General features: G+C 61.7%; 23 protein-coding genes and 1 pseudogene. 9 read left to right on the top strand and 15 right to left on the bottom strand.

Going from position 1 to position 23,578, the window contains the following annotated elements; genetic code table 11:
• Window positions 1–48: 48 nt before the first annotated feature.
• A complete protein-coding gene (gene tam, locus NKJ75_RS11885) occupies window positions 49–819 on the top strand; it encodes a trans-aconitate 2-methyltransferase (RefSeq protein WP_023682165.1) in 771 nt (256 codons plus the stop codon).
• 131 nt (window positions 820–950) lie between these two features.
• Window positions 951–2,072 carry a beta-ketoacyl-ACP synthase III gene (locus NKJ75_RS11890; RefSeq protein ID WP_352499762.1) on the top strand — a complete coding sequence of 374 codons (1,122 nt, stop codon included), beginning with the start codon at window positions 951–953 and terminating at the stop codon, window positions 2,070–2,072.
• Here NKJ75_RS11890 and NKJ75_RS11895 read toward each other — a convergent pair whose 3' ends face one another.
• Window positions 2,073–2,639, bottom strand: a complete 567-nt coding sequence (locus tag NKJ75_RS11895) for a methyltransferase family protein (protein WP_023823181.1) — start codon at window positions 2,637–2,639, stop codon at window positions 2,073–2,075.
• A 196-nt stretch (window positions 2,640–2,835) separates the two neighbouring features.
• On the opposite strand from NKJ75_RS11895, the gene NKJ75_RS11900 reads away from it, so the two are divergent.
• A complete protein-coding gene (locus tag NKJ75_RS11900; protein ID WP_352499717.1) occupies window positions 2,836–3,447 on the top strand; it encodes an MOSC domain-containing protein in 612 nt (203 codons plus the stop codon).
• A gap of 59 nt (window positions 3,448–3,506) precedes the next feature.
• Here the strand turns inward: NKJ75_RS11900 and NKJ75_RS11905 are convergent, their stop codons facing one another.
• Both NKJ75_RS11905 and NKJ75_RS11910 read right to left on the bottom strand, forming a co-directional pair.
• The gene (locus NKJ75_RS11905) at window positions 3,507–4,349 is read right to left on the bottom strand and encodes an SDR family oxidoreductase (RefSeq protein WP_352499718.1); all 843 of its coding nucleotides are present in this window, start codon (window positions 4,347–4,349) and stop codon (window positions 3,507–3,509) included.
• Between the two features lie 145 nt (window positions 4,350–4,494).
• Window positions 4,495–5,457: a D-amino acid aminotransferase gene (locus NKJ75_RS11910; RefSeq protein WP_023749907.1), complete on the bottom strand. Its 963-nt coding sequence runs from the start codon at window positions 5,455–5,457 to the stop codon at window positions 4,495–4,497.
• A 152-nt stretch (window positions 5,458–5,609) separates the two neighbouring features.
• On the opposite strand from NKJ75_RS11910, the gene NKJ75_RS11915 reads away from it, so the two are divergent.
• Entirely contained in the window at window positions 5,610–6,116 is a 507-nt protein-coding gene (locus tag NKJ75_RS11915) for a hypothetical protein (RefSeq protein ID WP_023682159.1), read from the top strand.
• Between the two features lie 6 nt (window positions 6,117–6,122).
• Here the strand turns inward: NKJ75_RS11915 and NKJ75_RS11920 are convergent, their stop codons facing one another.
• Together NKJ75_RS11920 and tsaA are read right to left on the bottom strand one after the other, a co-directional pair.
• Window positions 6,123–6,437 carry a DUF2293 domain-containing protein gene (locus NKJ75_RS11920; RefSeq protein WP_023668245.1) on the bottom strand — a complete coding sequence of 105 codons (315 nt, stop codon included), beginning with the start codon at window positions 6,435–6,437 and terminating at the stop codon, window positions 6,123–6,125.
• On the bottom strand, window positions 6,434–6,940 hold the full coding sequence (gene tsaA / locus NKJ75_RS11925; protein ID WP_023714782.1) for a tRNA (N6-threonylcarbamoyladenosine(37)-N6)-methyltransferase TrmO: 507 nt from the start codon (window positions 6,938–6,940) through the stop codon (window positions 6,434–6,436). Before tsaA ends, NKJ75_RS11920 begins: the two co-directional genes overlap by 4 nt.
• A gap of 167 nt (window positions 6,941–7,107) precedes the next feature.
• Here tsaA and NKJ75_RS11930 point away from each other — a divergent pair, with 167 nt between their 5' ends.
• The gene (locus NKJ75_RS11930; RefSeq protein WP_023833913.1) at window positions 7,108–8,130 is read left to right on the top strand and encodes an ArsR/SmtB family transcription factor; all 1,023 of its coding nucleotides are present in this window, start codon (window positions 7,108–7,110) and stop codon (window positions 8,128–8,130) included.
• Entirely contained in the window at window positions 8,130–9,047 is a 918-nt protein-coding gene (metF, locus tag NKJ75_RS11935; RefSeq protein WP_023690856.1) for a methylenetetrahydrofolate reductase [NAD(P)H], read from the top strand. Before NKJ75_RS11930 ends, metF begins: the two co-directional genes overlap by 1 nt.
• Before the next feature lie 449 nt (window positions 9,048–9,496).
• Here the strand turns inward: metF and NKJ75_RS11940 are convergent, their stop codons facing one another.
• Window positions 9,497–10,414, bottom strand: a complete 918-nt coding sequence (locus NKJ75_RS11940) for a DMT family transporter (RefSeq protein WP_023699616.1) — start codon at window positions 10,412–10,414, stop codon at window positions 9,497–9,499.
• 210 nt (window positions 10,415–10,624) lie between these two features.
• Between NKJ75_RS11940 and NKJ75_RS11945 the strand changes: the two genes are divergently transcribed.
• Window positions 10,625–11,845 carry an alanine racemase gene (locus NKJ75_RS11945; protein WP_023668250.1) on the top strand — a complete coding sequence of 407 codons (1,221 nt, stop codon included), beginning with the start codon at window positions 10,625–10,627 and terminating at the stop codon, window positions 11,843–11,845.
• Here NKJ75_RS11945 and NKJ75_RS11950 read toward each other — a convergent pair.
• Window positions 11,842–12,573 carry an SDR family oxidoreductase gene (locus tag NKJ75_RS11950; protein WP_023682154.1) on the bottom strand — a complete coding sequence of 244 codons (732 nt, stop codon included), beginning with the start codon at window positions 12,571–12,573 and terminating at the stop codon, window positions 11,842–11,844. The two genes, NKJ75_RS11945 and NKJ75_RS11950, sit on opposite strands and share 4 nt — an antisense overlap.
• Window positions 12,574–12,704: 131 nt before the next feature.
• Here NKJ75_RS11950 and NKJ75_RS11955 point away from each other — a divergent pair, with 131 nt between their 5' ends.
• Window positions 12,705–13,604, top strand: a complete 900-nt coding sequence (locus NKJ75_RS11955) for a LysR family transcriptional regulator (RefSeq protein WP_023682153.1) — start codon at window positions 12,705–12,707, stop codon at window positions 13,602–13,604.
• 25 nt (window positions 13,605–13,629) lie between these two features.
• Here the strand turns inward: NKJ75_RS11955 and NKJ75_RS11960 are convergent, their stop codons facing one another.
• Both NKJ75_RS11960 and NKJ75_RS11965 read right to left on the bottom strand, forming a co-directional pair.
• On the bottom strand, window positions 13,630–14,859 hold the full coding sequence (locus NKJ75_RS11960; protein ID WP_023682152.1) for a lytic murein transglycosylase: 1,230 nt from the start codon (window positions 14,857–14,859) through the stop codon (window positions 13,630–13,632).
• Between the two features lie 32 nt (window positions 14,860–14,891).
• A complete protein-coding gene (locus NKJ75_RS11965) occupies window positions 14,892–15,689 on the bottom strand; it encodes a glycoside hydrolase family 25 protein (RefSeq protein WP_023833911.1) in 798 nt (265 codons plus the stop codon).
• Window positions 15,690–15,972: 283 nt separating this feature from the next.
• On the opposite strand from NKJ75_RS11965, the gene NKJ75_RS11970 reads away from it, so the two are divergent.
• Window positions 15,973–17,352: a serine hydrolase domain-containing protein gene (locus NKJ75_RS11970; protein ID WP_023690860.1), complete on the top strand. Its 1,380-nt coding sequence runs from the start codon at window positions 15,973–15,975 to the stop codon at window positions 17,350–17,352.
• 6 nt (window positions 17,353–17,358) lie between these two features.
• Here the strand turns inward: NKJ75_RS11970 and NKJ75_RS11975 are convergent, their stop codons facing one another.
• The 6 genes and pseudogenes from NKJ75_RS11975 to NKJ75_RS12000 all read right to left on the bottom strand — a co-directional run bounded on the left by NKJ75_RS11975 (window position 17,359) and on the right by NKJ75_RS12000 (window position 23,329).
• Window positions 17,359–18,123, bottom strand: coding sequence for a class I SAM-dependent methyltransferase (locus NKJ75_RS11975; protein ID WP_023833910.1), 765 nt, complete (start codon window positions 18,121–18,123; stop codon window positions 17,359–17,361).
• Window positions 18,120–19,418 carry a BtaA family protein gene (locus NKJ75_RS11980; protein WP_031204051.1) on the bottom strand — a complete coding sequence of 433 codons (1,299 nt, stop codon included), beginning with the start codon at window positions 19,416–19,418 and terminating at the stop codon, window positions 18,120–18,122. Before NKJ75_RS11980 ends, NKJ75_RS11975 begins: the two co-directional genes overlap by 4 nt.
• A gap of 122 nt (window positions 19,419–19,540) precedes the next feature.
• The gene (locus NKJ75_RS11985) at window positions 19,541–21,523 is read right to left on the bottom strand and encodes an ATP-binding protein (protein WP_196814977.1); all 1,983 of its coding nucleotides are present in this window, start codon (window positions 21,521–21,523) and stop codon (window positions 19,541–19,543) included.
• A 126-nt stretch (window positions 21,524–21,649) separates the two neighbouring features.
• Window positions 21,650–21,736 (bottom strand): annotated as a pseudogene (locus tag NKJ75_RS11990) (ATP-dependent DNA ligase); the annotation flags it as partial.
• Between the two features lie 133 nt (window positions 21,737–21,869).
• Window positions 21,870–23,096 (bottom strand): PIN-like domain-containing protein, encoded by a 1,227-nt coding sequence (locus NKJ75_RS11995; protein WP_352499719.1) that lies wholly within the window; start codon window positions 23,094–23,096, stop codon window positions 21,870–21,872.
• Entirely contained in the window at window positions 23,096–23,329 is a 234-nt protein-coding gene (locus NKJ75_RS12000; RefSeq protein ID WP_155923539.1) for a hypothetical protein, read from the bottom strand. Before NKJ75_RS12000 ends, NKJ75_RS11995 begins: the two co-directional genes overlap by 1 nt.
• Between the last annotated feature and the right edge of the window lie 249 nt (window positions 23,330–23,578).

Below are 23,578 nucleotides of genomic sequence, written 5' to 3' on the forward strand. Positions count from 1 at the left end.
GGAGCAACCGGGGCGGCGAATTTCTCAACTGATACGAGGAAAGCTTGAATGACCGACTGGTCAGCCGCCCAATATCTGAAATTCGAGGATGAGCGCACGCGGCCCGCGCGCGATCTTGTTGCGCAGGTGCCGGTGGATTTCCCGCGCCGGGTCGTCGACATCGGCTGTGGGCCGGGTAATTCGACCGAGCTGCTGGTCGAGCGCTGGCCGGATGCCGAGGTGAGCGGTTTCGACACCTCGCCCGACATGATCGAGAAGGCGAGGGCGCGCCTGCCCAGCGTCAATTTCGACCTCGCCGATGCCTCGACGTGGCAGCCGGCCGAGCCGGTCAATGTCATCTTCGCCAATGCCGTGTTCCAGTGGCTGCCCACCCATCCGGCTGTGTTTCAGCGGCTGATGGGCTTTCTCGCCCCCGGTGGCGCGCTCGCCGTCCAGATGCCCGACAATCTGCTTGAGCCGTCGCATCAGGTGATGCGCGAGACGGCCGCCGAAATGCCGTTCGCCGCCAAGATGGCAGGTGCTGCGCGCGGACCGCTGCCGGCGGTGTCGTTCTATTATGATCTCTTGTCGCCGCTCTCCGACCGGGTGGATATCTGGCATACAGCCTACAATCATCCGCTGACCGACGCCGAGGCGATCGTCGAATGGGTGAAGTCGACGGGGCTGAAGCCTTTCCTCGATCCGCTGGACGCCGGCGAGCGCAAGACCTTCCTCGACAGCTACACGGCCAAGATCACCGAGGCCTATCCGAAGACCGCAAACGGCAAGGTGCTGCTGCGCTTTCCGCGTATCTTCATCGTCGCCAAGCGGGCCGGCTAGCACTCCCGATGACATCCGGCCACAGCCTATGGTTTAAGCCGGCGTAAACCGGTGGGGTGAGAAAAGTGTTGTGTCGCGCCCCTTCGTCGTTCACATGAGAACGACAACGCCTGCGCATGGACGGACTGGATATGCATCGCGTCATCATCAGCGGCATTGGCGTTGAAATCCCTGAAGCCAAGATCACCAATGAAGAACTGGTCGCCAGCTTCAATGCCTGGGTCGACACCGAGAATGCACGCCGGCAAGGCACGGATGAGACGCTGCTGCAGAAATCCGACAGCGCCTTCATCGTTCATGCCTCGGGCGTCCAGACCCGGCATGTGATCGAGCGCGAAGGCATTCTCGATCCGACCCGCATGGCGCCGCGCATTCCGGCGCGGCCCGACGATGCGCTGTCGCTGCAGGCCGAGTTCGGCGTCGCCGCAGCCAGGAAGGCGCTCGACCATGCCGGCCTGAAGCCGTCCGACATCGACCTGGTGATCTGCTCGGCCTCGCACCAGCAGCGGCCCTATCCGGCGATCGCCATCGAAATGCAGCAGGCGCTGGGCACCAAGGGCGCCGGCTTCGATATGGGGCTTGGTTGTTCATCGGCCGCGGCCGCTTTGCACATTGCGGCCAATCTGGTGCGGGCGGGCGCGCACAAACGCGTGCTGGTGGCCACGCCGGAGATCATCACCGGCCATCTCAATTTCCGCGACCGGCAGACGCATTTCATCTTCGGCGATGCGTCGGTGGCGATGGTGGTCGAGGGGCTGGCCAGGGGCGAGAAGCGGCCGGGGCGCTTCGAGGTGCTGGACACGCGCACCTGGACGCAGATGTCGAACAATATCCGCACCAATCTGGGCTATCACACCCGCACCGCCCAGGACGATCCTTACATGATCAACCTCGAAGGCAATCTGATCAAGCAGGTCGGCAACAAGGTGTTCAAGGAAGTCACCGTCGCCGGCCACAAATTCATTGTCGAATTCCTCGCCGAGCACGGGCTGACGCCGCAAGCCATCAGGCGCTTCTGGCTGCATCAGGCCAATGCGCGCATGAACGCCATGATCCTGAAACTGGCCTTCGGCCACGAGGTCGACCACGACCGCGCGCCGATGGTGCTGGAGCGGCTCGGCAACACCGCCGGCGCCGGCGCCATCATCGCGCTGTCGGAAAACCACGCCGACATGAAGCCCGGCGATTTCGGCGTGCTGTGCGCCTTCGGCGCCGGCTATTCGATCGGCGGCGCGCTTTTGCGGATGCTGTAATCAGGCCGGCATGAACGGCACCAGCATCGGTACGCTGCGGGCATAATCGTCATAGGCGTTGCCGAGTTCTCCGCGCAGAAAGCGTTCCTCCAGCCTTGCCTTCATGACGATGCCGATGGTGAGAGGAATCGCGCCGGCGATGCCCCAGACCGTGCCTTTGGCCGCCATTGTGGCAAGGATCGCCAGAAGCAGTCCGGTATAGATCGGGTGGCGGACCATTCTGTAGGGACCGGTGTCGACGACACGGTGTTCGGCCTTGGCCGTCACCGAAGCCGACCAGAAACGGCCGAGATGCAACCGCGCCCACCAGGCGAACAACAGGCCAACGGCAACAAGCCCTGCGCAGATCCACGCTTCGGCAAGGGTCGGAAACCAGAATCGCAGCCGGCCGGCATAGCCATGCGCGGGAATGAACAGCAGCACCGCGCCGAACAACCACAAAGCGCGATAGCGAAGCTCCTCCTGGATGCCGGCACGCTTTTTCGCCGGGTCGGCCCAGAAGGCGGCTAGAAACCAGGACACGACCCAGATCAGCCAAAGCAGCGCGATTGCAGTCCCGGGACGCATGGAAACCTCCGCAGACTTGTCTCACCATGAGGCCGGTGCAGCACGGCTGCAATGCGGCGCAGTACGATAGGATATGCGATCCGCGGTAAGAAGATCGTGATCGGCTGCCATCAGCCCGCTTGATCGGATCATCATTGCTTTGGACTGGACCGGGCTCATGGCTATCGCTAATGCGATCTTGCACAAGGAGTAAGCCATGCTGGATCTTTTCCCTGAGGCTCCGATCGAGATCATTTCAGCGCGAAAACTCGTAGCCAGGGTGACGGCGCTCTACGCCGCACCGTCGAATCACTTTCAGACGCGCCCAGTGGAAGCATTGCAGCTCGGTTTCGAAGGCATCGACGGCGACTTCCACGCCGGCGCCACCCGTCGTTCGGGCGGTCACGAACCCTGGTATCCGCGCGGCACCGAAATCCGCAACGAGCGGCAGATATCAATCGTAGCCGCGGATGAACTCGCCGTCGTTGCCGAGCGGATGGGGCTGGCCGAGATCAAGCCGGAATGGATCGGCGCCAATCTGTTGATCGAAGGCGTGCCGCATCTCTCGATGCTGCCGTCAGGCACGCTGCTGTTCTTTAGAAGTGGCGTGACGATCAAGGTCGATGCGCAGAACGGGCCTTGCCGGCTTGCTGGACGTTCGATCGCCGAAAACGCCGAGATGGCCGATCGGGAGGCCGGCGCGCTGGCCTTCCCGAAGGCGGCGAAACGGCTGCGCGGCCTCGTTGCTTGGGTCGAGAAACCGGGTCGTATGACAACAGGGGAAGAGATCTCGGTGCGCGTGCCCGAGCAGTGGATTTATCGATCCTAGTACCGGGCTAGGGCACGGGCTGCGCCGCCGGGGCGACGCAGCCGGATTTCAAGACGCGCTCAGGCCGCCTTGCGGTTCTTCTTGGCGCCCTGCGCCTCGACGGAAACGTGGTCCCACTTTTCCCACAGCGCGATGCGGTTGGCGTATTCCTGCTTGATCATCGGTAGGCCGCCATCGCCGAAGAAGACGCGCAGCGGCGGCTCGGCCGCGTCGACGATTTCAAGCATCGCCGGTCCGGTGGCCTTGGGGTCGCCGGCGACCGAGTTGGCGCGGCGTTCCGCCATCTTGGCACGGGCCGGCGCGTAAGCCTCGATCGCTTTGGAGACCTTGGCCGAGGCGCCGGACCAATCGGTGGAGAAGCCGCCCGGTTCGACAAGCGTCACATGGATGCCGAATTCGGCGACCTCGATGCTGAGCGACTGGCTGAAGGCTTCGAGCGCCCATTTCGAGGCATGGTAAAGGCCGAGCGAGGCAAAGGCGTTGACGCCGCCGATCGACGAGATCTGCATGATATGGCCGGAGCCCTGCGCCCGCATGATCGGCAAAGCCGCCCGTGTGACCCAGAGCGCGCCGAACACATTGGTTTCGATCTGGTCGCGAGCTTCCTGTTCGCTGACTTCCTCGATGGCGCCGAAATGGCCATAGCCGGCATTGTTGATGACGACGTCGAGCCGGCCAAAGCGCTTGTGCGCCTCGGCGATGGCCGCATCGACAGCCTTCTTGTCGGTGACGTCGAGCTTGATCGCGGCGACATTATCGCCGTATTTCGCGACGAGATCGGCGAGCGTGCCGGCATCGCGCGCGGTTGCGGCGACACGGTCGCCGCGAGCGAGTGCGGCCTCGGCCCAGACTCGGCCAAAACCTTTCGACGATCCGGTGATGAACCAAACCTTGCTTGTCATGACGTGGAATCCTTGCCCATGCGGGCCGTGAACTGGGAAGCGGAGGCTTCTCCGCTTCCGCGATATACGGTGCGTCGAGCGATTTTCCAGAGGCGAGGGGGAATCTTTTTGGTCACGTCATCGTGTGGAGCAGGACCTTCGCCGGTCAGGGATAGCGCACCGGGCTCGACCAGGCCGGGTCGTCATGCTTTTGCCAGTAGAGCGCCATCAAGCGCTTTGTGATCCCGCCTATCTTGCCGTCGGCGACAGCAGCGCCGTCGATCACTGTCACCGGCATGATGCCGCCGGCGGTGGAAGTGATGAAGACTTCGTCGGCAGCCTTCAGCGCGGCAACGCTGACGTCGACGGCCGTGGTGGGAAGCGCTGCCTCGGCGCAGAGGTCGAAGACGGTGCGCCTGGTGATGCCGGGCAGCACGCCGGCGGCTGGCGTCGACAGCCTGCCGTCCTTGACGCAGAACACGTTGAAGCCGGGGCCTTCGGCGACATTGCCGTTGAAGTCGAGAATCAATGCGGTTTCGGCCCCACGGTCATAAGCGTCGTAGAGGCCGCGCACGAGGTCGAGCCAGTGGTAGTTCTTGATCGCCGGATCGATCGAGACCGGCGGAATGCGCACCTTGTCGCTAATGGCGACATGCAGGCCGCGCCGCAACTGCTCGGCATTGGCGACCGAGCCGAAGGGAACTGCGAAGGCCATGAAGCGGTTGACCGCCTGGCGCGGATCGCGGCTGAAGGTCGGCGAGGCGCCGCGTGTGCACAGCATTTCGACATAGGCGGCGCGATGGCCCGACAGCGCCACGCAATTGTGCAGAATCTCGGCCACACCATCGCGGTCGGACGGGATCGTCATGCGCAGTTCTTGCAAGCCGGCGAAGAAGCGGTCGAGATGCAGGTCGAGTCGGAAGAAGCTCCCGTCCCAGACATGCACGGTGTCGTAGGTGGCGTCGGAATGCAGGAAGCCCCAATCCAGCACCGAGATCTTGGCTTGCGACATCGGCAGATACTGACCATCGAGAAAGGCGATGCCGTCGGGATAGGAATGCGGATCGATATGGCGATCCGACAAAGCCGGCAATGGCACAATGCTACCGGCTGCTGCGCTTCGGTTCATGGCGATTGGTCCCTTCGGCTTGATGCGGCAGATTCAAGCTAGTGGTCCCCTGCAGGCGGCATAGGGCCACCCAACCATCGCTGTTTGTCCTAGGTAGCACATTCGATATGCCCTATGGTCCGGCTTGAAAATATCCGGCCGGGAGGGGCAAAATGGGCAGATCTTTTCGGACCATCAGCTTTGCAATTTTCCTCGTCTTCGTCACTGGCCATGCCTTCGCGCAATGCGCTCGCGAGGGCGAGGCGCTGTGCCAGAACGGCCAGACCTATCGTTGCGAGAAGACGGGCAGCGAGCTGACGCCGATCTTTCAGAACGTGCCTTGCGTGGTCAACGCGGCGGGGCTCAACGGCGTCTGGACCGGCAGCGGTCATCAAAGTCCGGCCGGTGCTGCCGGCGCCGATTGGGCGATCGCAATGACAATCGGCGATGGCGCCGCGTCGATCGACTATCCGTCGCTCGGCTGCGGCGGATCGTTGACCCAGATTTCTCGCGACGACAGTTCGGCGGAATACCGGGAAAACATCAGCTACGGCCAGGACAAGTGCATCGACGGTGGCGGCATCACCGTCCGATTTTTCAAAGGGAACCTGTCCTGGACCTGGGTTGGCCAGGCCGACGGCCAGCCCTACAATGCGGTTGCCGTATTGAAGCGACGGTAGCTGAAGTTATTCCTCTTCGTCCTCTGCATCGAGCAGGCGCGTGGCGCGCCAACGGGTCAGCACCATGTTTGTTTGCTCGATGACGAAGAACCGCGCCGAGTCGCGGTCATAGCCCTCGGCCAGCAGCTTTTCATAGTCGGTATGGCCGTGCCTGATATGGGCGATCGTCGCCAGCCAGACCGCGATGCCCGGCGGCAGCGTCTTCATGTGCACGGCGCCGGCCTCGGTGCGGATTTTCTCCATATCGGCATAGGGTGCCAGGGGCAGCAGTGCGGTCAGCGCCTTGGCGATGGCGCGGCGGCGGCCGGTGGGCGCGCTCATTTTTCGTCACGCCCGGCAATGGTCGCCTCGGGAAAGGCGTCGGTCGAGGCGAAATAGGGCTTGATGTCGATCACCGGGGTGCCGTCGAGCACATCGATGGCGTCGATGGCGATGCGGCCGTGGTCGATGTCGACGGCGATCAGGCCGGCGATATGCAGCCCGACTGGGTTCGGCCGGGCAGGGGAGCGCAGCGAGAAAACGCCTTTCGGCTCAGCCGCATGGCGGGGTCTCTGGACAATCAATGCCCGCGGCGCGTGATGCAGCCAGGACAGGATGACGATGTGGCTGGCCCGCTCCAGCGCAAGCAGGCCGTCGCGATAGGCAGGGTCGATGAGAACCGTGGCCGCCTGTCCGGCCTCGCGCGCCGCGCGCATGTTCTTTGGGCAGGTTTGCCTGGATTTCCATGGCGAGGCGATGCGGCCGATGAACACGATATGGCCATCCGCCGGCATGTCAGCCGGGTCAGTCTGCAGGAGCTTTTCGCCGTCGCGCTTCTCGAACATGGCTTTCGCCCTAGCACAAGTTTCCAGCCGATCGTCAGGGAAAAGCGGTTCTCTCAGGCGGGGATCATGTGTGCGGCATTTTCTTGTCAGGAAGCGACATAGGCCTTGCCATGTCGTCAAAGCTGACATAAACATATGTTTATATCTTTTTCAACGAGAACGCGCCGATGCATGTTTCGCTCGATACGATGGTTGATACGTTGAAGGCTGCGGCCGAATCGAGCCGGCTCCGCATCCTGGCGCTGCTGTCGCGCGGCGATCTCACCGTGTCCGACCTCACCGAGATCCTCAGCCAGTCGCAACCGCGGGTGTCGCGGCATTTGAAGCTGCTGCTGGAGGCCGGGTTGATCGGCCGCTACCAGGAGGGCTCGTGGGCCTTCTTCCGGCTGTCGGATACGGATTCCGCGCGCGACTTCGTCATGGGGCTGGTCTCTGGCATTCGCGGCGCCGATCCACAGGTCGAGCGCGATCTCGAGCGGTTGGCATCGGTCAAGCGCAAGCGCCAGGACCGTGCCGCCGAGTATTTCTCCGAGAACGCCGCCAGCTGGGATCACATCCGCTCGCTGCATGTGCCGGACCGCGCGGTGGAAGCCGCACTCCTCAAGCTGGTCGGCAAGCGGCCATTCCAGTCGATGCTAGACCTCGGCACCGGTACCGGGCGGCTGCTGGAGATATTTTCGCCGCTCTACCGGCGCGGTGTCGGCATCGACATGTCGCGCGAAATGCTGACGGTGGCGCGGGCCAATCTCGACAAGGCAGGCATCGCCAATGCCCAGGTCCGCCAAGGCGACATTTTCGCGCCGCCGGTCGAGCGCGACGCCTTCGACCTCGTCACCATCCATCAGGTGCTGCACTATCTGGACGATCCCGCCCGCGCCATCCGCGAGGCGGCAAGGCTGCTGCGCCCGTCGGGCCGGCTGGTGATCGTCGATTTCGCGCCGCATGCACTGGAATTCCTGCGCGACCTGCATGCGCATGTCAGGCTGGGCTTTTCCGACCGCCAGATCTCCGAATGGTTTGCCGATGCCGGGCTCGATCTCGAGGATGCCCAGGAATTCGAGCCGCGCGGCGGCAACGAAGCCAGGCTCACCGTCAAGCTGTGGCTCGGCCGCGACCGCCGCATGCTGATCGCCGAGCCTTCAAATGACACCCAACCCACCAAAGCGTACCCTATGGGGGAAATCGCCTGATGAACCAGTTCCGCTTTTCCCGCCGTCCCGACATTGGCGACAAGGTCCGCGTCTCCTTCGAGTTCTTCCCGCCGAAGACCGACGAGATGGAAGCCAGGCTCTGGGACACCGTCACCAGGCTGGAGCCGCTGAAGCCGAGATTCGTCTCGGTGACCTATGGCGCCGGCGGCTCGACGCGGGAGCGCACGGCGCGCACGGTCAAGCGCATCCTGAACGAGACGGCGCTGACGCCGGCGGCGCACATGACCTGCGTCGACGCCGCCCGCCATGAGGTCGATGCCGTCGTCCGCGAATTCGCCGATATGGGCGTGAAGCGCTTCGTTGCGTTGCGCGGCGATCCGGCGGCGGGTGTCGGTACGGCCTACCGGCCGCATCCCGATGGCTATGCCAATGGCGCCGAACTTGTCGGAGCGCTGAAGGACGCCGGCGATTTCGACATCTCGGTCTCGGCCTATCCCGAAAAGCATCCGGAAAGTCCGGACTTTGCCACCGACTTCGACATGCTGAAGCGCAAGGCCGACAATGGCGCGACGCGGGCGATCACCCAGTTCTTCTTCGACAACGATCTCTACGAGCGTTACGTCGAGAAGGCGCGCCGCGCCGGCATCTACATCCCGATCGTGCCCGGCATCCTGCCGGTGCACAATTTCACCCAGGTCGCCAATTTCTCCGCACGCTGCGGCGCGCTGGTGCCGGCATGGCTGGCCGAGCGGTTCGAAGGGCTGCACAACGATCCGCAGACGCATGCGCTCGTGGCGTCTGCCGTGGCGGCCGAGCAGGTGCTCGATCTCGTCGAGCGCGGCGTCAGCGACTTCCATTTCTACACCATGAACCGGGCCGACCTGGTGTTTGCCATCTGCCATATGATCGGCATCCGCTCCCACGAAACAGAGGCAGCTGGATCCGCCGCCGCCTGAGCTTCATCGTGGTATGAAATCTGAAATGCAAAAGGCCGGGCGAAACACCCGGCCTTTCGAATTTGTGGGCTATTGCTGCTGTTCTTCCGCTCCGGCGGTTACGGAAGAACACCTATGATAAGGGCGCCAATGAAGGCAAATGCAGCACAGATCATCAATGCGTTGATTGGCCTCGTAAGTCCCATGTCATAGTCTCCTCTTCAAGAGCTATGGGTGGAGTCTAGGGGCATTTGTGCCACAGGCAAGCGGAAAATATGCTGCAATGCGACGCGATTGTGGAATTTGCGACCTGCCACCTGTCGTTAGGCATTGAAACTCTTCGGCAAAAGCCGCTGGCAGCCTGTGAATAAATTGTGACGCGGCCGTGGCGAAAGCGAGGCATGGCAGCGCTACCAGACCTAAAGCGCGTCGTTGTCCCAAAACCGCTGCGCACTTTTGGTCGACAGGCATTAGCGCCGACCAAACAACCGCCCGTCGATCGTCAACAGGCCAAGCGCGATCAGTGCCATGCCGCAGAACTCGAACAGAGCGAGCCGCTCGCCGAGGAACAGGAGGCCGAGCAGGATGGCGCTGGCCGGGACGATGAGCGTGACCAGCGAGGCGTTGGTGGCGCCGGCCGAGGCGACGAGGTTGAAATAGAGGATGTAGGCGAAGGCGGTGGAGAGCAGCGCCAGCGCCAGCACCGCCGTCCAGACCGGCGGCGAGGCCGAGAACAGGCCGGCCGGGCCATAGGTGAGCAGCACCACCGGGATCATGATGATGGTCGACGCCGTCAATTGTCCGGTGGCGATGACCGGCGAGGGCACGCCCTTGAAGCGGCGGGCAATCATCAGCGCGACGGCGTATGACAGCGAGGCGCCGATCAGCGCGAATTTCGCCCAGACCGGGCCGCCGAGCCCGGCCAGCAGGCCGGGGCCGATCATGACAGCGGTGCCGGCGATGCCGAGCCCGATGCCGGCAAGCTTGTTCCAGGAGAGCTTTTCGTCCGCTGTCAGCGCGTTGGCGAGGATCAGCGTCCAGAACGGCGTCGTCGCATTGAGCACCGAGGCGACGCCGGCGCCAAGCGCGGTCTGGCCGGCAAAGATCAGCGAGAACGGGACGACATTGTTGGCGAGCGCCAAAAGGAAAAACAGGCCGGCATGCGGGAAGGCGAGGCGGAAGGACGGACCGCGAATGCCGAGATAGAGCTGCAGTGCAATGGCCGCAATGGCAACGCGAAACAGCACCAGCACCAGCGGGTGCATTTCGGCAACGGCGATGCGGGCAAAGAAGAACGAGCCGCCCCAGATGGCGCCGAGCAGCAGAAGCTGTCCCCAGTCCCTCAGCGTCATCGGTCCGCGCTGCACGGCTGTCGTGGCTATTGCCATCGTGAACGTCCTTCCCCGCGGCATCAATGCCAGCCACTCAGGCAGAAGGCATATCGGGTCCGGCGACAAGAGCCACCCGAAACCTGATTGCTGGCAACAATGCTGCCAGAGGGTGCGCCGCTGGGTCAGTGCCCGCCAGACACAGAATTGTTTTCTTTGGCCGCTAGCTTGGATTAATTGTGCGCAGCCGAGAAGTCAGGGGATTCGTCCATGCAGCGATTCGAGAATGCCCGCGAGGCGGCGCTGGCGCTTCGGCCGGACGATCCGGTCTACTGCTTTCGCCCGCAGGTGCTGAAGGCGGATGCCAAACAGTTCATGGGCATGTTTCCCGGCAAGACAGCCTACGCAGTCAAGACCAATGGCGAGCAGATCGTGCTGAAGGCGCTGGTCGAAGCCGGCGTCACCGCCTTCGATGTGGCCTCGCCCGGCGAGTTCGCCGCAGTGCGCGCCGTCTCACCCGACGCCGAGATGCTCTACATGCATCCGGTCAAGGCGCAGTCGGACATCAAGCTTGCGCTGGAAAAATACGCCATCCGCGTCATTTCGCTCGACCATGAGGACGAGATCACCAAGCTGACGCGGGTGGTGCGGGCGCTTGACATCGATCCGGGCTCCATCAGCGTGTTCGTGCGAATCCAGACCAAGGGTTCGGCGGCCTATGAACTGTCGAAGAAATTCGGCGCCGGGCCGGCCTATGCGGTGGAACTCGCCGAGCGGCTCAACCGCACCGGCTACAAGGTCGGCCTGTGCTTCCATGTCGGCAGCCAGATCGAGGATCCCGACACCTATGAACGGGCGCTGGCCTCCGCCGATTGGGTGCGCAACCGGCTGACCTTCGACATTGCGGGGCTCGATGTCGGCGGCGGCTTTCCCGCCGAGTACGGCCATGACCCCAATCGCAAGCAGATCGAGATGCCGTCGCTCGGCCAGATCATGTCGCGGCTGTCGGGCGACCTCAGGGAATACCAGTTCGACCAGATCCCGTTGGTGGCCGAGCCCGGCCGGGTGATCGTGGCGCGCTGCCTCTCGCTGATCGTGCGGGTGCTGCTGCGCAAGGGCAAGCGGCTCTACATCAATGACGGCATCTGGGCGTCGCTGTCGGATTCTTGGACCGGCAAGATCACACTGCCGGCCCGCTTCATCCCCGATCCGGCGATCCGCTCGCGCAATGGCGAGGAGAAGAACATCGTGCCGTTCAAGGTCTGCGGCGCGACCTGCGATTCCGTCGACATCCTGTCGCGGCCGTTCTGGCTGCCGGAAACCGTCGACACCGGCGACTGGATCGAGATCGGCCATATCGGTGCCTATTCGCTGTCGCTGAGAACCCGCTTCAACGGCTTTTATCCCGATACCTTCGTCGAGGTGACGACACCCTTCGATGAAGGCGATGCGCCGCAGGGATTCGCCAGCCTGGAGACAATGGCGGATTAGGCGACGCCTCCACCGGCCTGGATATTCTCGCCGGTCAGCCAGCGGGCCTCGTCGCTGGCCAGGAAGACCGCGACATCGGCAACGTCGCGGGGCGCGCCGATCCTGCCAAATGGAGACATGCCGGCCGCCACGGCGCGATCGCGCTCGGGAAGCAGGTCCGTGTCGGTGAAGCCAGGCGACAGCGCATTCACGGTGATGCCGCGCGGTCCGAGTTCACGCGAGAGCACACGGACGAATTGTTCGACGGCGCCCTTGCTGCCGAGATAGAGCGCCGTTTGCGTGAAGAACATCTTGGTGCCGCCGGTGGAGACCGCGATGATGCGGCCACCGTTTCGCACACGGCGCGCTGCTTCCTGAAGCACGAAGAAGGTGCCCTTGGCATTGGTGCCGAAGACATGGTCGAAATCGGCTTCGGTTGCCTCCGTCAGAGGCTTGATGACGGCGACGCCGACATTGGCAACCACGATGTCGATCGCGCCGAACTCACTCTCAGCCTCGTCAAACAGGCGATGAATATCCGAGACGCTTGATATGTCGGCCTGGACGGCGATCGCCTTTCCTCTCCTGCCGGCGATGGCGGCCACGACCTCGTCAGCGGCTTCGTGGTTGCCGACATAGTTGACGACGACGGCAGCGCCCTTGGAGGCGAGTCCTTCGGCGATGGCTCGCCCAATGCCGCGCGAACTGCCGGTGACGAGTGCGGTTTTGCCTTGCAAGGACTTGGGCATGATACGTTTCCTTCAATCATTCAGGCCCGTGCCGGTTTCATCTGACGGGTCCGCTAGTCGAGAAATAGGGCCATGCAACTGATCAGATAATGGCCTATTATCTGACTAGCTTGTTAATCTAGGGATACACAATGCGCGGTTCTGAATTCGCCGAGCTCAAGGCATTCGCCGCAATCGTGGAAGAGCGTAGTTTCGTCCGCGCCGCCGCCCGGCTGCGTGTTTCCCCGCCGGCGCTCAGCCAGTCGATTCGGCAACTGGAGGCTCGCATCGGCATCAGGTTGCTGAATCGCACGACGCGTAGTGTTTCACCCACTGGTGCCGGCGAGACGCTGTTTGCGCGCCTTGCCGTTGCGTTCGAAGAGCTGGAGGGCGCCGTAGCGGACATTCAAGCCGCGCGTGATCGGCCGGCGGGTTCGCTACGAATAAACGTGCCGCGTGTTGCCGCGGTGCGGTTCATCGGCCCGATCCTTGGCGACTTCCAACGCGCCTATCCTGATATCGCGCTGACCGTCATCGTCGACGATACGCTGACCGACATTGTTCGAGGACGGTTCGATGCCGGAATCAGGCTTGGCGAGCGGCTGGAGAAGGACATGGTGGCAGTGAAACTGAGCGGGGATTTGCAGATGGCGGCGGTGGCCGCTCCCGTCTATCTCGAAAATCGGGCCATACCGCGCCATCCGCAGGAGTTGCATCAGCACCAATGCATAACATTCCAGTGGCCTGGTGGCGGCAACCTCTATCGATGGGAGTTCGCGCGCGGCAAACGGTCTCTGGAAATCGCCGTCGAGGGCAGCCTGACTGTTAACGACACCGAGCTGATGCTGAACGCGGCGCTGGGTGGAGCAGGCGTTGCCTACATGATCGACTATCAGGTCCAGTCCTGGATCAATGCGGGCAGGCTGATGAGATTTCTAGAGCCCTGGTCGCCCAGCTTTCCAGGCTTCTTCCTGTATCACCCGAGTTCGAGGCACGTCCCCCCGGCTTTGCGGGCATTTATCGACTTCGTCCGGGCAAGGAGTAGGGAATAAGGAACCCAGCTTGGGCAGATTCTACTCACAGTTTCCCCAAAAGCTCCGGCGTCGGCCAGCCGTCGACCGGCATGCCGAGCCGCATCTGTTCCTTGCGGATGGCTTCGCGGGTGTTGGTGCCCAGAATGCCGTCGACGGTGCCGACGTCATAGCCCCTGGCTTCGAGCTTGGTCTGCAATTCCTTCATCTGGTCGCCATTGAGCCCGGTTTCGGGATTGCGCGGGTCGAACTGCTTTGCCCCGGCCAGCCGGCTGGCGAAGTTGGCGGCGGTCAGCGCGTAGGTGAAGGACTGGTTCCATTCGAGATAGACGTCGAAATTGTCGTAGGCGAGGAAGGCCGGACCTTTGCGGCCCATCGGCAGCGCCAGGCCGGCCTTCAGGCCATTGTCGATCAGCGGCGTGCCATCGGGATTGGTGACGCCCCACGCGGCCCATTGAGACAGCGGCAGCTTGTTGGTGCGGCCGGTCTGCTCCCAGGGCATGTCCTCGGGCACGCGCACTTCCTCGATCCACGGCTGGTCGCGTTTCCAGCCGCGCGACAGCACCTTGTTGGCCGTGGTCATGATCACGTCGGGTACGCTGCGCCTGAGGTCGACGATGCCGTCGCCGTCGCCGTCGACGCCGCGCGCGAGATAGTCGGAAGGCAGGATCTGCGTCTGGCCGATCTCGCCGGCCCAGGCGCCGGTGACGTCGGCCGGAACGACGCCGCGATCGATCAGCGTCAACAGCGGCAGCAGTTGCGGCCGAAACAGCTGCGGGCGGCGGCAGTCATGCGACAGCGTCACCAAGGCGCTCAGCGTGTGGAAATCGCCCTGTACGGCGCCGAAATCGGTCTCCAGCCCCCAGAAGGCGGTGATGATCGGCGCCTGGACACCGAACTGCTGGTCGGCGCGCGCAAAGATTTCGGCGTATTTCTTCAGATTGGCCGCGCCCTGCTTCAGCCGGTAGGCCGAGATCATGCGGTTGGAGAACTGAATGAAGGTCTGGGCGAAGACGCCCTGGGCGCGGTCACGCGCGAGCACCTTGTCGTCGATGGTGGCGGCCTCCAGCGCGTTAAGGCCGACAGCGCCGACACCGGCTGCCTTGGCTTCCGCCGCCACGCCTTGCTTCCAGGTTTCGAAGTCGCCGCCGCATTCCTGCGCCGCCGCCGGCATCGCCGTAGCGCCGAGCAGCAGGGCCGCGAGCAGCCCGGAGCGCAGGCGGCTCTTCGACTGTTTCCGGCGTAAATATCCCAGTGGCTGCAGGTAGGTGCGCATGGGACGTCGAAAAGCAGGCGGTAGAGCCGGTGTCAACGGGTGTTCTGCCGCAGCCACTTTTTCCAGGCTGCCTCAGTGCCGTTGAAGACGTTGATATCGGACTTGCCGTTCATGCCGGGCACGATACCGGTTCCGGTGTATTGCCAGAAGGTGAAAGGGTGGCTGCCGTACCTCTGGCGGGGGTGGCCGGCCACCGAGCGCAGCCAGTAGGGATAGCCGCGGAAGGTCGCAAGGTCGTTATCGTCGAAGAAGTCGACCGAGGTGTAGATGATCGGCTTCTTGCCATAGTGCCGCTCGATCATCTCGAGAAAGGTGGTCATTTCGGCCCGCACCGTCGCTGAATCCGGGCGCAGCCGGCAGGTCGGCGATTGCGGGTTCCACTCCATGTCGAGCACCGGCGGCATGGCCGAGCGGTCGACGGGCACGTTCTGGATGAACCAGCGCGCCTGGGTGGCGGCAGGCGTGCAGAAATAGAAGAAATGGTAGGCCGCGCGCGGAATGCCATTGGCCTTGGTGCGCGACCAATGCTCGTTGAAATACTCGTCGAAACGGTCGCCGCCCTCGGTCGCCTTGATGAAGGCGAAGGAGATGCCGCTGGCCTTGGCCGTCGGCCAGTCGACCGAGGTCTGGTATTTGGAGACGTCGGTGCCGTGAACGGCATAGTTCCAAGGCGCGCCGCTATCCCATTCATGCGGCTTGGAGTCTTCGAAACGCGGTGCGCGCACGGCAACCGTCGGGCTGCTGGATGGCGACATCGAGGGCACGAGATCGCCGGCGGTCGAGCAGGCGGCCAGCAGCGTCAACGTGATGAGGGCCGCGAAACGGCGCATCGCATTTCCCGAGCCGGAATCAGCCGGTCGCTGTTGGGTTGTCGTTGCAGGTGCCCCTCAGGCGATCGCCCCACAGCATCGCCTGATACGCTATTTTCGTGCATGTCGTTGTTCCAAAACCGCTGCGCACTTTTGGGCGACGTGCACCAGTGATCGCCGATCATGGTTGATAACAGGTTGACGGCGCTCGACAAGAACACCGATTTTGCGGAAGCAATGGCGGCAAATCGATGACATAAATCGGGCCGCAAGCCACGGGCAGCGGAAAAGCAGGGACGGAAAGATGCGGATCGCCGTGAAGATCATCAAATGGCTGCTCGGCCTGGTCGTGTTGGCCATAGCCGCCCTGTTTACCTGGCTCTACGTCGCGCCGCCCGAACTGATCCGCGTCGGTTCCGGCTATTCCGCCAAGATTGTCTGCTCGAATGTTTTTATCGCCGGCCGTGATCCCAATGAGGTGCTTGCCATCGACGTGCAGGCGCCCGGCCATCCGCTTCTCAGGCTGATGAAGGTGTCGGTCGACAAGAACAGGGGGACCGTCTCGGCCGGGCTGCTTGGCTTCCTCGGCAAGAGCGTTGCTGTTGCGCGCGCCGGCCTGGGTTGCGCCTCGGTTCCTGATGGCGACGTCGGCAAGGCACGGCGCACGTCAATCCCTGCCGAGGCGTCGGCGGCCACCAAGGGCGATCTGTGGCCCGAGGGAGATCGAGTCGATGCCTCGCAAAATCCCGAAATCAACAAGATCCTCGACGGTGCGGCGATGACCGGCATCGGCATGCGCGCCGTGGTGGTGGTCAAAAATGGCCGCATTGTTGCGGAGCGTTATGGCGACGGCTTTTCGGCGAAAACGCCGCTGCTGGGCTGGTCGATGACCAAGACAGTCAACGCCGCGCTCGTCGGCACGCTGGTCAAGGACGGCAAGATGGCGGTGACCAATCAGGGCCTGTTCGGCTCATGGAAGGCGGACGGCCGCGCCGCCATCAGCCTTGCCGATATGATGGCGATGTCGAGCGGACTCGAGTTCAACGAGGATTATGGCGACGTTGCCGATGTGACGCGCATGCTCTACCTCGAACCGGATATGGCGGGCTTCGCCGAGGCCAAGCCGCTGACCGGCGACGTCGGCAAGGTCTTTTCCTATTCGAGCGGCACGGCGGTGATGCTGTCGCGGCTGTGGCAGGATGCTATCGGCGACAAGGACAAGGCGCTGATGTGGCCAAGGGCAGCGCTGTTCGGGCCGCTCGGCATGCAAAGCGCGGTGCTCGAAACCGACGAGGAGGGTACCTTTGTCGGCTCATCCTACCTCTATGCCACGGGGCATGACTGGGCGCGGTTCGGCCAATTCCTGCTGCAGGGCGGCGTCTGGAACGGCAACCAGATCCTGCCGGCCGGTTTCGTCGACTGGATGCGCGAACCGGCACCGGCCTCGAAAGTCTACGGCAAGGGGCAACTTTGGATCGAAGCCCCGGGGGACGAAGGAAATCCCGGCGCCGGCGTCGCCGCCGGCCTGCCCAACGATACCTACTGGATGGAGGGCCATGACGGCCAGACGGTCGCCATCATCCCGTCGGAGCAACTGGTGGTGGTGCGGCTGGGGTTGACGCCGGCCAAGCTCGGCTACCGGCCGCAGGTGATGGTCGGCGCGCTGATGAAGGCACTGCGCTAGCTCCCTTTACCCTCCCCTTGATGGGGAGGGTCGGCGCGTAGCGCCGGGGCGGGGTGCCTGGCCACCCGCGCCTTCGGCGCGGCCTCCCCCATCGAGGGGGAGGTAAGAGTGCGCGATCTTGACGACCGCCAGCCAGGCATAGCCGCGATAAAGCGCGCGGAAACAGAAGCTTGCGCCGGTTCGCCGAGATTCCGATTCCAAGACTTCGCGCAATGATTCACGTGGCGTGACATGGAATTTCTTGAGCCAGCCGCGCAGCAATGTCCGGAACCAGTTGGGCAAGCCTTCCTGCTGGCCGAAATCGACGACATGCAGCGAGCCGCCGGGTGCGAGTGCCGCAAGGGCTGCTGAAACCGTCTTTTCCCAGCCGGGGATCATCGACAGCGAATAGGACACGAAGATGCGGTCGAAGCGCTCGATGCCGAACAGCGTCTTGGCGTCGAAATCGGTGGCGTCGCCGCGCGCCAGCACGACGCGGCCGGACAGGCCGTCGCGGCCGATCGCCTTGCCGGCGGTCTCCAGCATCTCAGCCGAGATGTCGAGGCCGTAGAGGCGGGCGTCGGGATAGCGGCGGGCGGCAAGCGCGATGTTGCGGCCGGTGCCGCAGCCAAGTTCGAGCACTCTGCCATTCGCCGGCACATCCAGCCGGGATATCATCTGGTCGCGGCCGAGCAGGTAATATTTGCGGGTCAGGTCGTAGATGTGGCGCTGCCAGCGGTAGACGCCGTCCATCAGTTCGGCATGGTCGGCCGGCGGCTCGCTCGCGCTCATGCCGCGCGCTTCACATAGAGGTGGAAGCCGCCATAGATGGCCGAGCGGTCGCGGGCCGAACAGTCGCGCGAGGCCTCGTCCTCGTAGGTCCACTGGTCGAGCAGCGAGATCGAGACGCGGCCCGGCAGCAGGCTGGGCTCGGCGGCGGTACGGAAGATGACTCGGGCGCCGACCGAGGCGGTGCGGGTGATCTCCGACCAAAGGGCATTGAGCTGGTCGTCCGTCATCCAGTCCTGCGCGTCGAGCAGGACGAAACGGTCGACGGTGCTTGCGTCCTTGCCGGCCAGAAATTCGATCAGATTGGCGTGGTGGATGCCGACGCTATCGACATTGTTGCGGATCGCCTTGTAGTTGGCCTCTTCTAGATAGGCGGGCAGGGCGGCCTCACCCGGATTGGGATAGCGACGGGCGAAGGCTTGCCAAGCGAAGTAGTTGTTCTTCAGCGGAAAATCGCAAGCGAGCTTTTCCAGCCGGGCCTTCAGCACGCTGGCCATCGAACCATCGCCCGAGGTGATCAGCGAATCGTACTGCGCCGGCGGAATGCCAAGGCCGAACAGCGAGGCCTTGCGCGAGGTAGCCCAGCGCAACAGCTTCTTGTCGAAGACCGGCGCCAGCTCTTCGTTGAAGAAGCGGCGCTGGTCGGCGAGGCTCTTCGACGCCATGAGACCGGCGGGATCGACGCCGAAGAATTTGGCGATGCGGTGGCCCATGGCGATGAACAGGCCGAGCAGGCCGGTCTGGTAGAAATTGCGGTCGAAGACGGTGATGCGCCGGCGGCCGCGCCAGCTGCGACGCTCCCAATAGTGGCGGCTGACCGGGTCGAGATGCGGCGCGATGAAGCGGTCATAGGCTTGCGAATTGTGGTTGGTGTCGGCGGCGCCGAAGAAACGGAACAGATCGCCCTGCGAGGGCAGATGCCGCACCGCCTCCAGCTTCATCCGGTTCAAGGCGATGTGGGCGGCGTTGAGGTCGACCGCATCGACGCGTTCAGGCGAGCGGGTGAGGTAGGCGAGGATGTTGCAGCCGCCCGACGCTATGGTGACGACGCGGTGGCCCTGGCCAAGCTGCATGGCCTCCATGTCGACTTCAGGGTCTTCCCAGATCTGCGGATAGACGAGACCGGAAAACAGAAGCGCAAACAGCCGTTCGGAAAGGCCGGCCTTCGACAGCGGGCGGTTCTGGTAGACGGCCTTTCCAACTTCCTTGCCGCGGCGAAAAACGAGATCCGAGGAGACGTCCGTCATGGCAAAGTGATTCCCCATTTGCTTTGCCGCAAGCGGGTAACTCAGGGGCATGACAGGCGGGTGACAGCCTGTTGACGCGAGTTCAGGCTGTAGCGCGCAAAATCGTTTGGCACCTCCGCGCAACTTCATTTGGCATCAGAAAGCTACTCTCGGCCGGCGGCCGCGATCAGCTTTCAAATACCGAGTTGCTTGAAGAACGCCTCGTTTCTCATTCGTGCGTCTTTCAGCACGTAGCGGTAGCTCAGCGCTTGAATGAATGCCTTATAGTCATCGTTATAGCCGTAGAACCCGCCGCCTCCGGGTAGCGGGACGTTGATCTGGGCCATCCTCAACCATTTTCGGAGATTGGGTGTTAGGTCCGCGATGATGTAGCAAAAGAACGGTGTGGTTTCCGAAATCTCTTGGATAAGGCCGCCAGACCGGTCCAGGACTTTGCCAGCGCGAAGCTCCTCGATATAGCCGTAGATCTGAGTGAATGGATTCTCGTCATCATTGTAGTCGTTTCGAACCGGCTTTTTAAATTCAATGATGACGACCGGTTGGTCAGTTCCTGGGCGGTGATAGGCAGTTCTGCCTCCGAACAGGAGAACGTCCGGCCGACTGCCTGAATCGCTCTCGGCCAAAAGGGTTTTCAGCTTTTTGTCCGAGGCCCAATGCTCATAGTACGTAAGTTTGTCATCGATGATCCAAAGGTTGTGCTTGTCGATATGGATTTCGCTATTCGTAACCCTCATAGGAACGACGAAGCTATGCAGAGCCTCCTCCGCATGCTGTTTCATTGTGCCGTCAGGCCGGTAGCCCAGCCTTCTTTCCAACAGGTCCAACACCACCTTTCTTCGTACCGTATAGTCCGCAAGCACTGAGAATTCTTGGGCTGTCAACCGGCTCACAATAGCTTGAACACCGCTTTGGACCGGATCTTCATCAGAGACTTTCTCTTTCGAGAGCACCTCGACCTTACGTTCAATGTCGCGGTTCTCCCGAAAATCGTACAATGCCAGATGCTGGTAGATTTGTTCGGAAGTGCGAAAATTGCGCGGGATTTTATCGGCCACGAAATCCCTGGGATTGCTCAGCAGATATGAAAAGCGAGGATATTTTTTGACCACATTTCGCAAGAGATCTGTTTGCTTGTCTATGACCCTGTCGAGTTGCGGGCCTAAGATAATTTTGATCTCAGCAAGTGCCCCCCTCTTTGTCAATTCGATGGTTTCCGCATCCAGGTCGAATGCTGTCCTTTCCGAATTCACAGCCTCATCCAGAAGGCTTCCACTCACAACGCCTGCATAGGCATAACGCTGTCCGTCGCGTTCGATATATGTCGCTAGGCCGAGCGCCAAGCCGATGTCGAAGGATGCTACCACTCGATCATGGGCCGCAAGATACAGCGTATGACTTACCTTGCCTTCGAGGACGCCCTGCCGAAGAAGATTGTGTTCAAGATGCAGCTCCTCGGTCTCAGAAACTGGGAAGTCGAGCTCTCCCAGTTCTACTCCTTGGGAACCCAAAAACTCGCCTAGATCGTAGCTCTCAGTCGCGGTCTCGATCGTTATGGACGGTTTCGCCTTTGAAACAAGGTAGGGTAGGAAGTGAGCCGCAATTTTCCGTAAAATGGTATCGGTGCGTGACGGCATATGTCGCGCATATTCCGGTTTCATTCGAATGAGCTTAACGACCGTGCCGATCTGGCCATCTGGAGCCGGCTTCACTGTGTGCTGTTGAATCGGTCTAAGGTTGTCCAGCAAAATGTAGAAGTGCCGAACATACAGTTCTCCGGCCAGCGCAAAGACGCTCGTGACCTCGGCGGAATCGAAAACTTTAAGCCAGGAGAGCCGGCCAACTCCTTTGCCACCACGCTTAGCTTTGTGATCGCTATCGTAGGTCCGAAAAGACGTGAAATTATCGTTGTCTAGGCCGATTCCGTTGTCTCTGATTTCAACGCTTGGAGCGCCATTATCCATGAAAATTGAGACGCCGATCCGGCCGCCTCTCACCCACTCCTGTAGGAAGCGATCTTGAACGGCGTGAATTGAATTATAAATTGCCTCGTAAAGAGGGACCAGGGCGTTTGAAGGCGTCGTCGGACCGAGCGCGAGGTTCTTGACCCGGCGCACCAAGTTTGACTGGAAAAGAAGCTCTTCGGTTTCTTCTAGCACGTCACCCTCCATGCATCCCTGGTATTCATCCCCGCTAGACCTCGTGACACCACAGCGTCTAGCCCGGCTTACCAGCTATAGGCCGCTGCGCCGGGCCTGTCCCGTTCCATTGAATGAACTGAGCCCGCGGCGGTCGTCGAGGTCCATACCCCGCAAGTCATGGCCGTTAAGGTGCAGCAGATCGAATGCGACGAAATAGAGGTCATGCTGGCGCAATTATCGACGGCGAGATCGTTGTCCTGAATGACGCAGGCTTGTCGGACTATGCTGCTCTACGCAAGGCCATCACCCGCCCCTTTTACCGGCGGGATGTTTGTGGCTATGGTGGATTATGCCTCCAAACGCTTCAATCTCCAGGTCCCCAAGCAGACGGTGAACCATCCGATATGGCCGAGAGATGGGCCTTGTCGTAAAGCATTTGAAGTCTGGACCGCGCTGCGTCCCCTTCATGACCCCATCGACCTGGAAGAGCTCTGACACCCAAGCCGACAAACTCATTAAATACGCCAACTCTTTCTTCCAACGTCTCGGCTTTAAGAAGCGAAAAAAGTTCAACCCTCAGTTTCTCCATTTCCAGTCGAATACCTTCCGCCCGGTCTGAGCCATTCCCGATGCTGTCCCGCATTCCCACAAAATTGCAGTACCTCATCAACAGCCGTATAAAACGCTCAGGTTCTGCTGTGCACTCAACAGAGCGGTTTTTCAGCGAGTTCGCAGCATGCGCCCACGACGAAGCGACGGCGTCGAGTTCAGCTCGCCGCATCTCCTTCACCGTCTCGGGCGAGACGATATTTTTCGTGCGGTCTGCAACCAGCGCCAGGAATCGCGCTGGCGCATAAGAGTAAAACAGCTGTCCAGTTTCTGCGAAAAATTCCTGCCTTAACTCAGGGCGCGGACCTACTGTCTTTCCGGACTGGATAAGCCACCAATCCTCCTTGGCGTCGTCTGTGATGAAGAGGATCGGTGCATTGGTCGATTTGGCCTTTTGCTTCATCTCGGCCCAAATGAGATAGTCGCCCGGTCGCTTGTCCATGTAGCCGGGAGGTATCTCGGCAGCTGCACGCCGAGTTCCCTCCTTAGCGCGACCCTCTATATCTTTGGGCTGATCGGCGACCTTTCCTTCAAATAGATCTGTCACAGCAGCAAACACGCCTTGGGCGTCGGGGAGCTCGCCGACGGCATCGTCAACCTCTTTCGCGAGGTGATCGAAGAACCCACCGATATTCTTCATCCCAGAACCAGCGGGCCACGGATCGTATCGACTGAAAGCGCTCACGAGAGATTCGACTTCCCCTTTTTTCGTCGCGAGCTTGTCCTTCAGTTTTCGATACTCGCCTCTGTTGGAACTGTCGGCCGAGCGCCAGTTCAACTGAAACTCCTGACCTACCTGATGCGGCAGCCAAAGCCTTTGACCAAACGATTGGAATGCAGCCAGGACCTCCGCCCGTTGTTTCGGCCTGAATCTGAAAAGATGCAACAACACATTGGTGTCGGGAACGAGCAGCCCTTCTGACCAGATTTTTTCAAACTCTGCCGCCGTAGGCTCGTAGAATCCGTGAAAAGTCTTGCGCATCAGCCTGCACCAAGTCTGAAGGCCTTGTCGCCATGGTGGTCGAACAGGATGGCTTTGCCGAGTGTTGTTGCGATCGTCCCGATGAACTGTTCCAGATCAACGTCGGAGAGAATGGTGCCAGTTCGATCCCTCAGCATGGCGATAGAAGCCTTGATCGAGATGCACGCAGCAGCTTTGTTTTCGGTCAAATAGCGGTCCATAGTAGGACCTAGCATCTCTACGTCTGCTGTCATGGCCAAACCCTCAACCCAAGCGGACTATCACGCCGGCAGGTCGATGAGTCGAGTCCCATTGAAAGGCCGTTTAATGTGACTTAAATCTGTCGGCAAAATGGGCAGCTTTAAGAGTTCGCCACGCATCCGCTGCAGCCAGGCTAACCACCCCATTACTGGTTGCAAAGGCGGATACAGCCGATCGGCCATCCCATCAACGAGTCCGAAAAGTTCGGGTTGAAGCTCAGATCGCCGGCCGAGTACCTCAGG

Origin of the sequence: Mesorhizobium sp. M0058 (assembly GCF_040323095.1) — a bacterium.
Classification (GTDB): Bacteria; Pseudomonadota; Alphaproteobacteria; order Rhizobiales; family Rhizobiaceae; genus Mesorhizobium.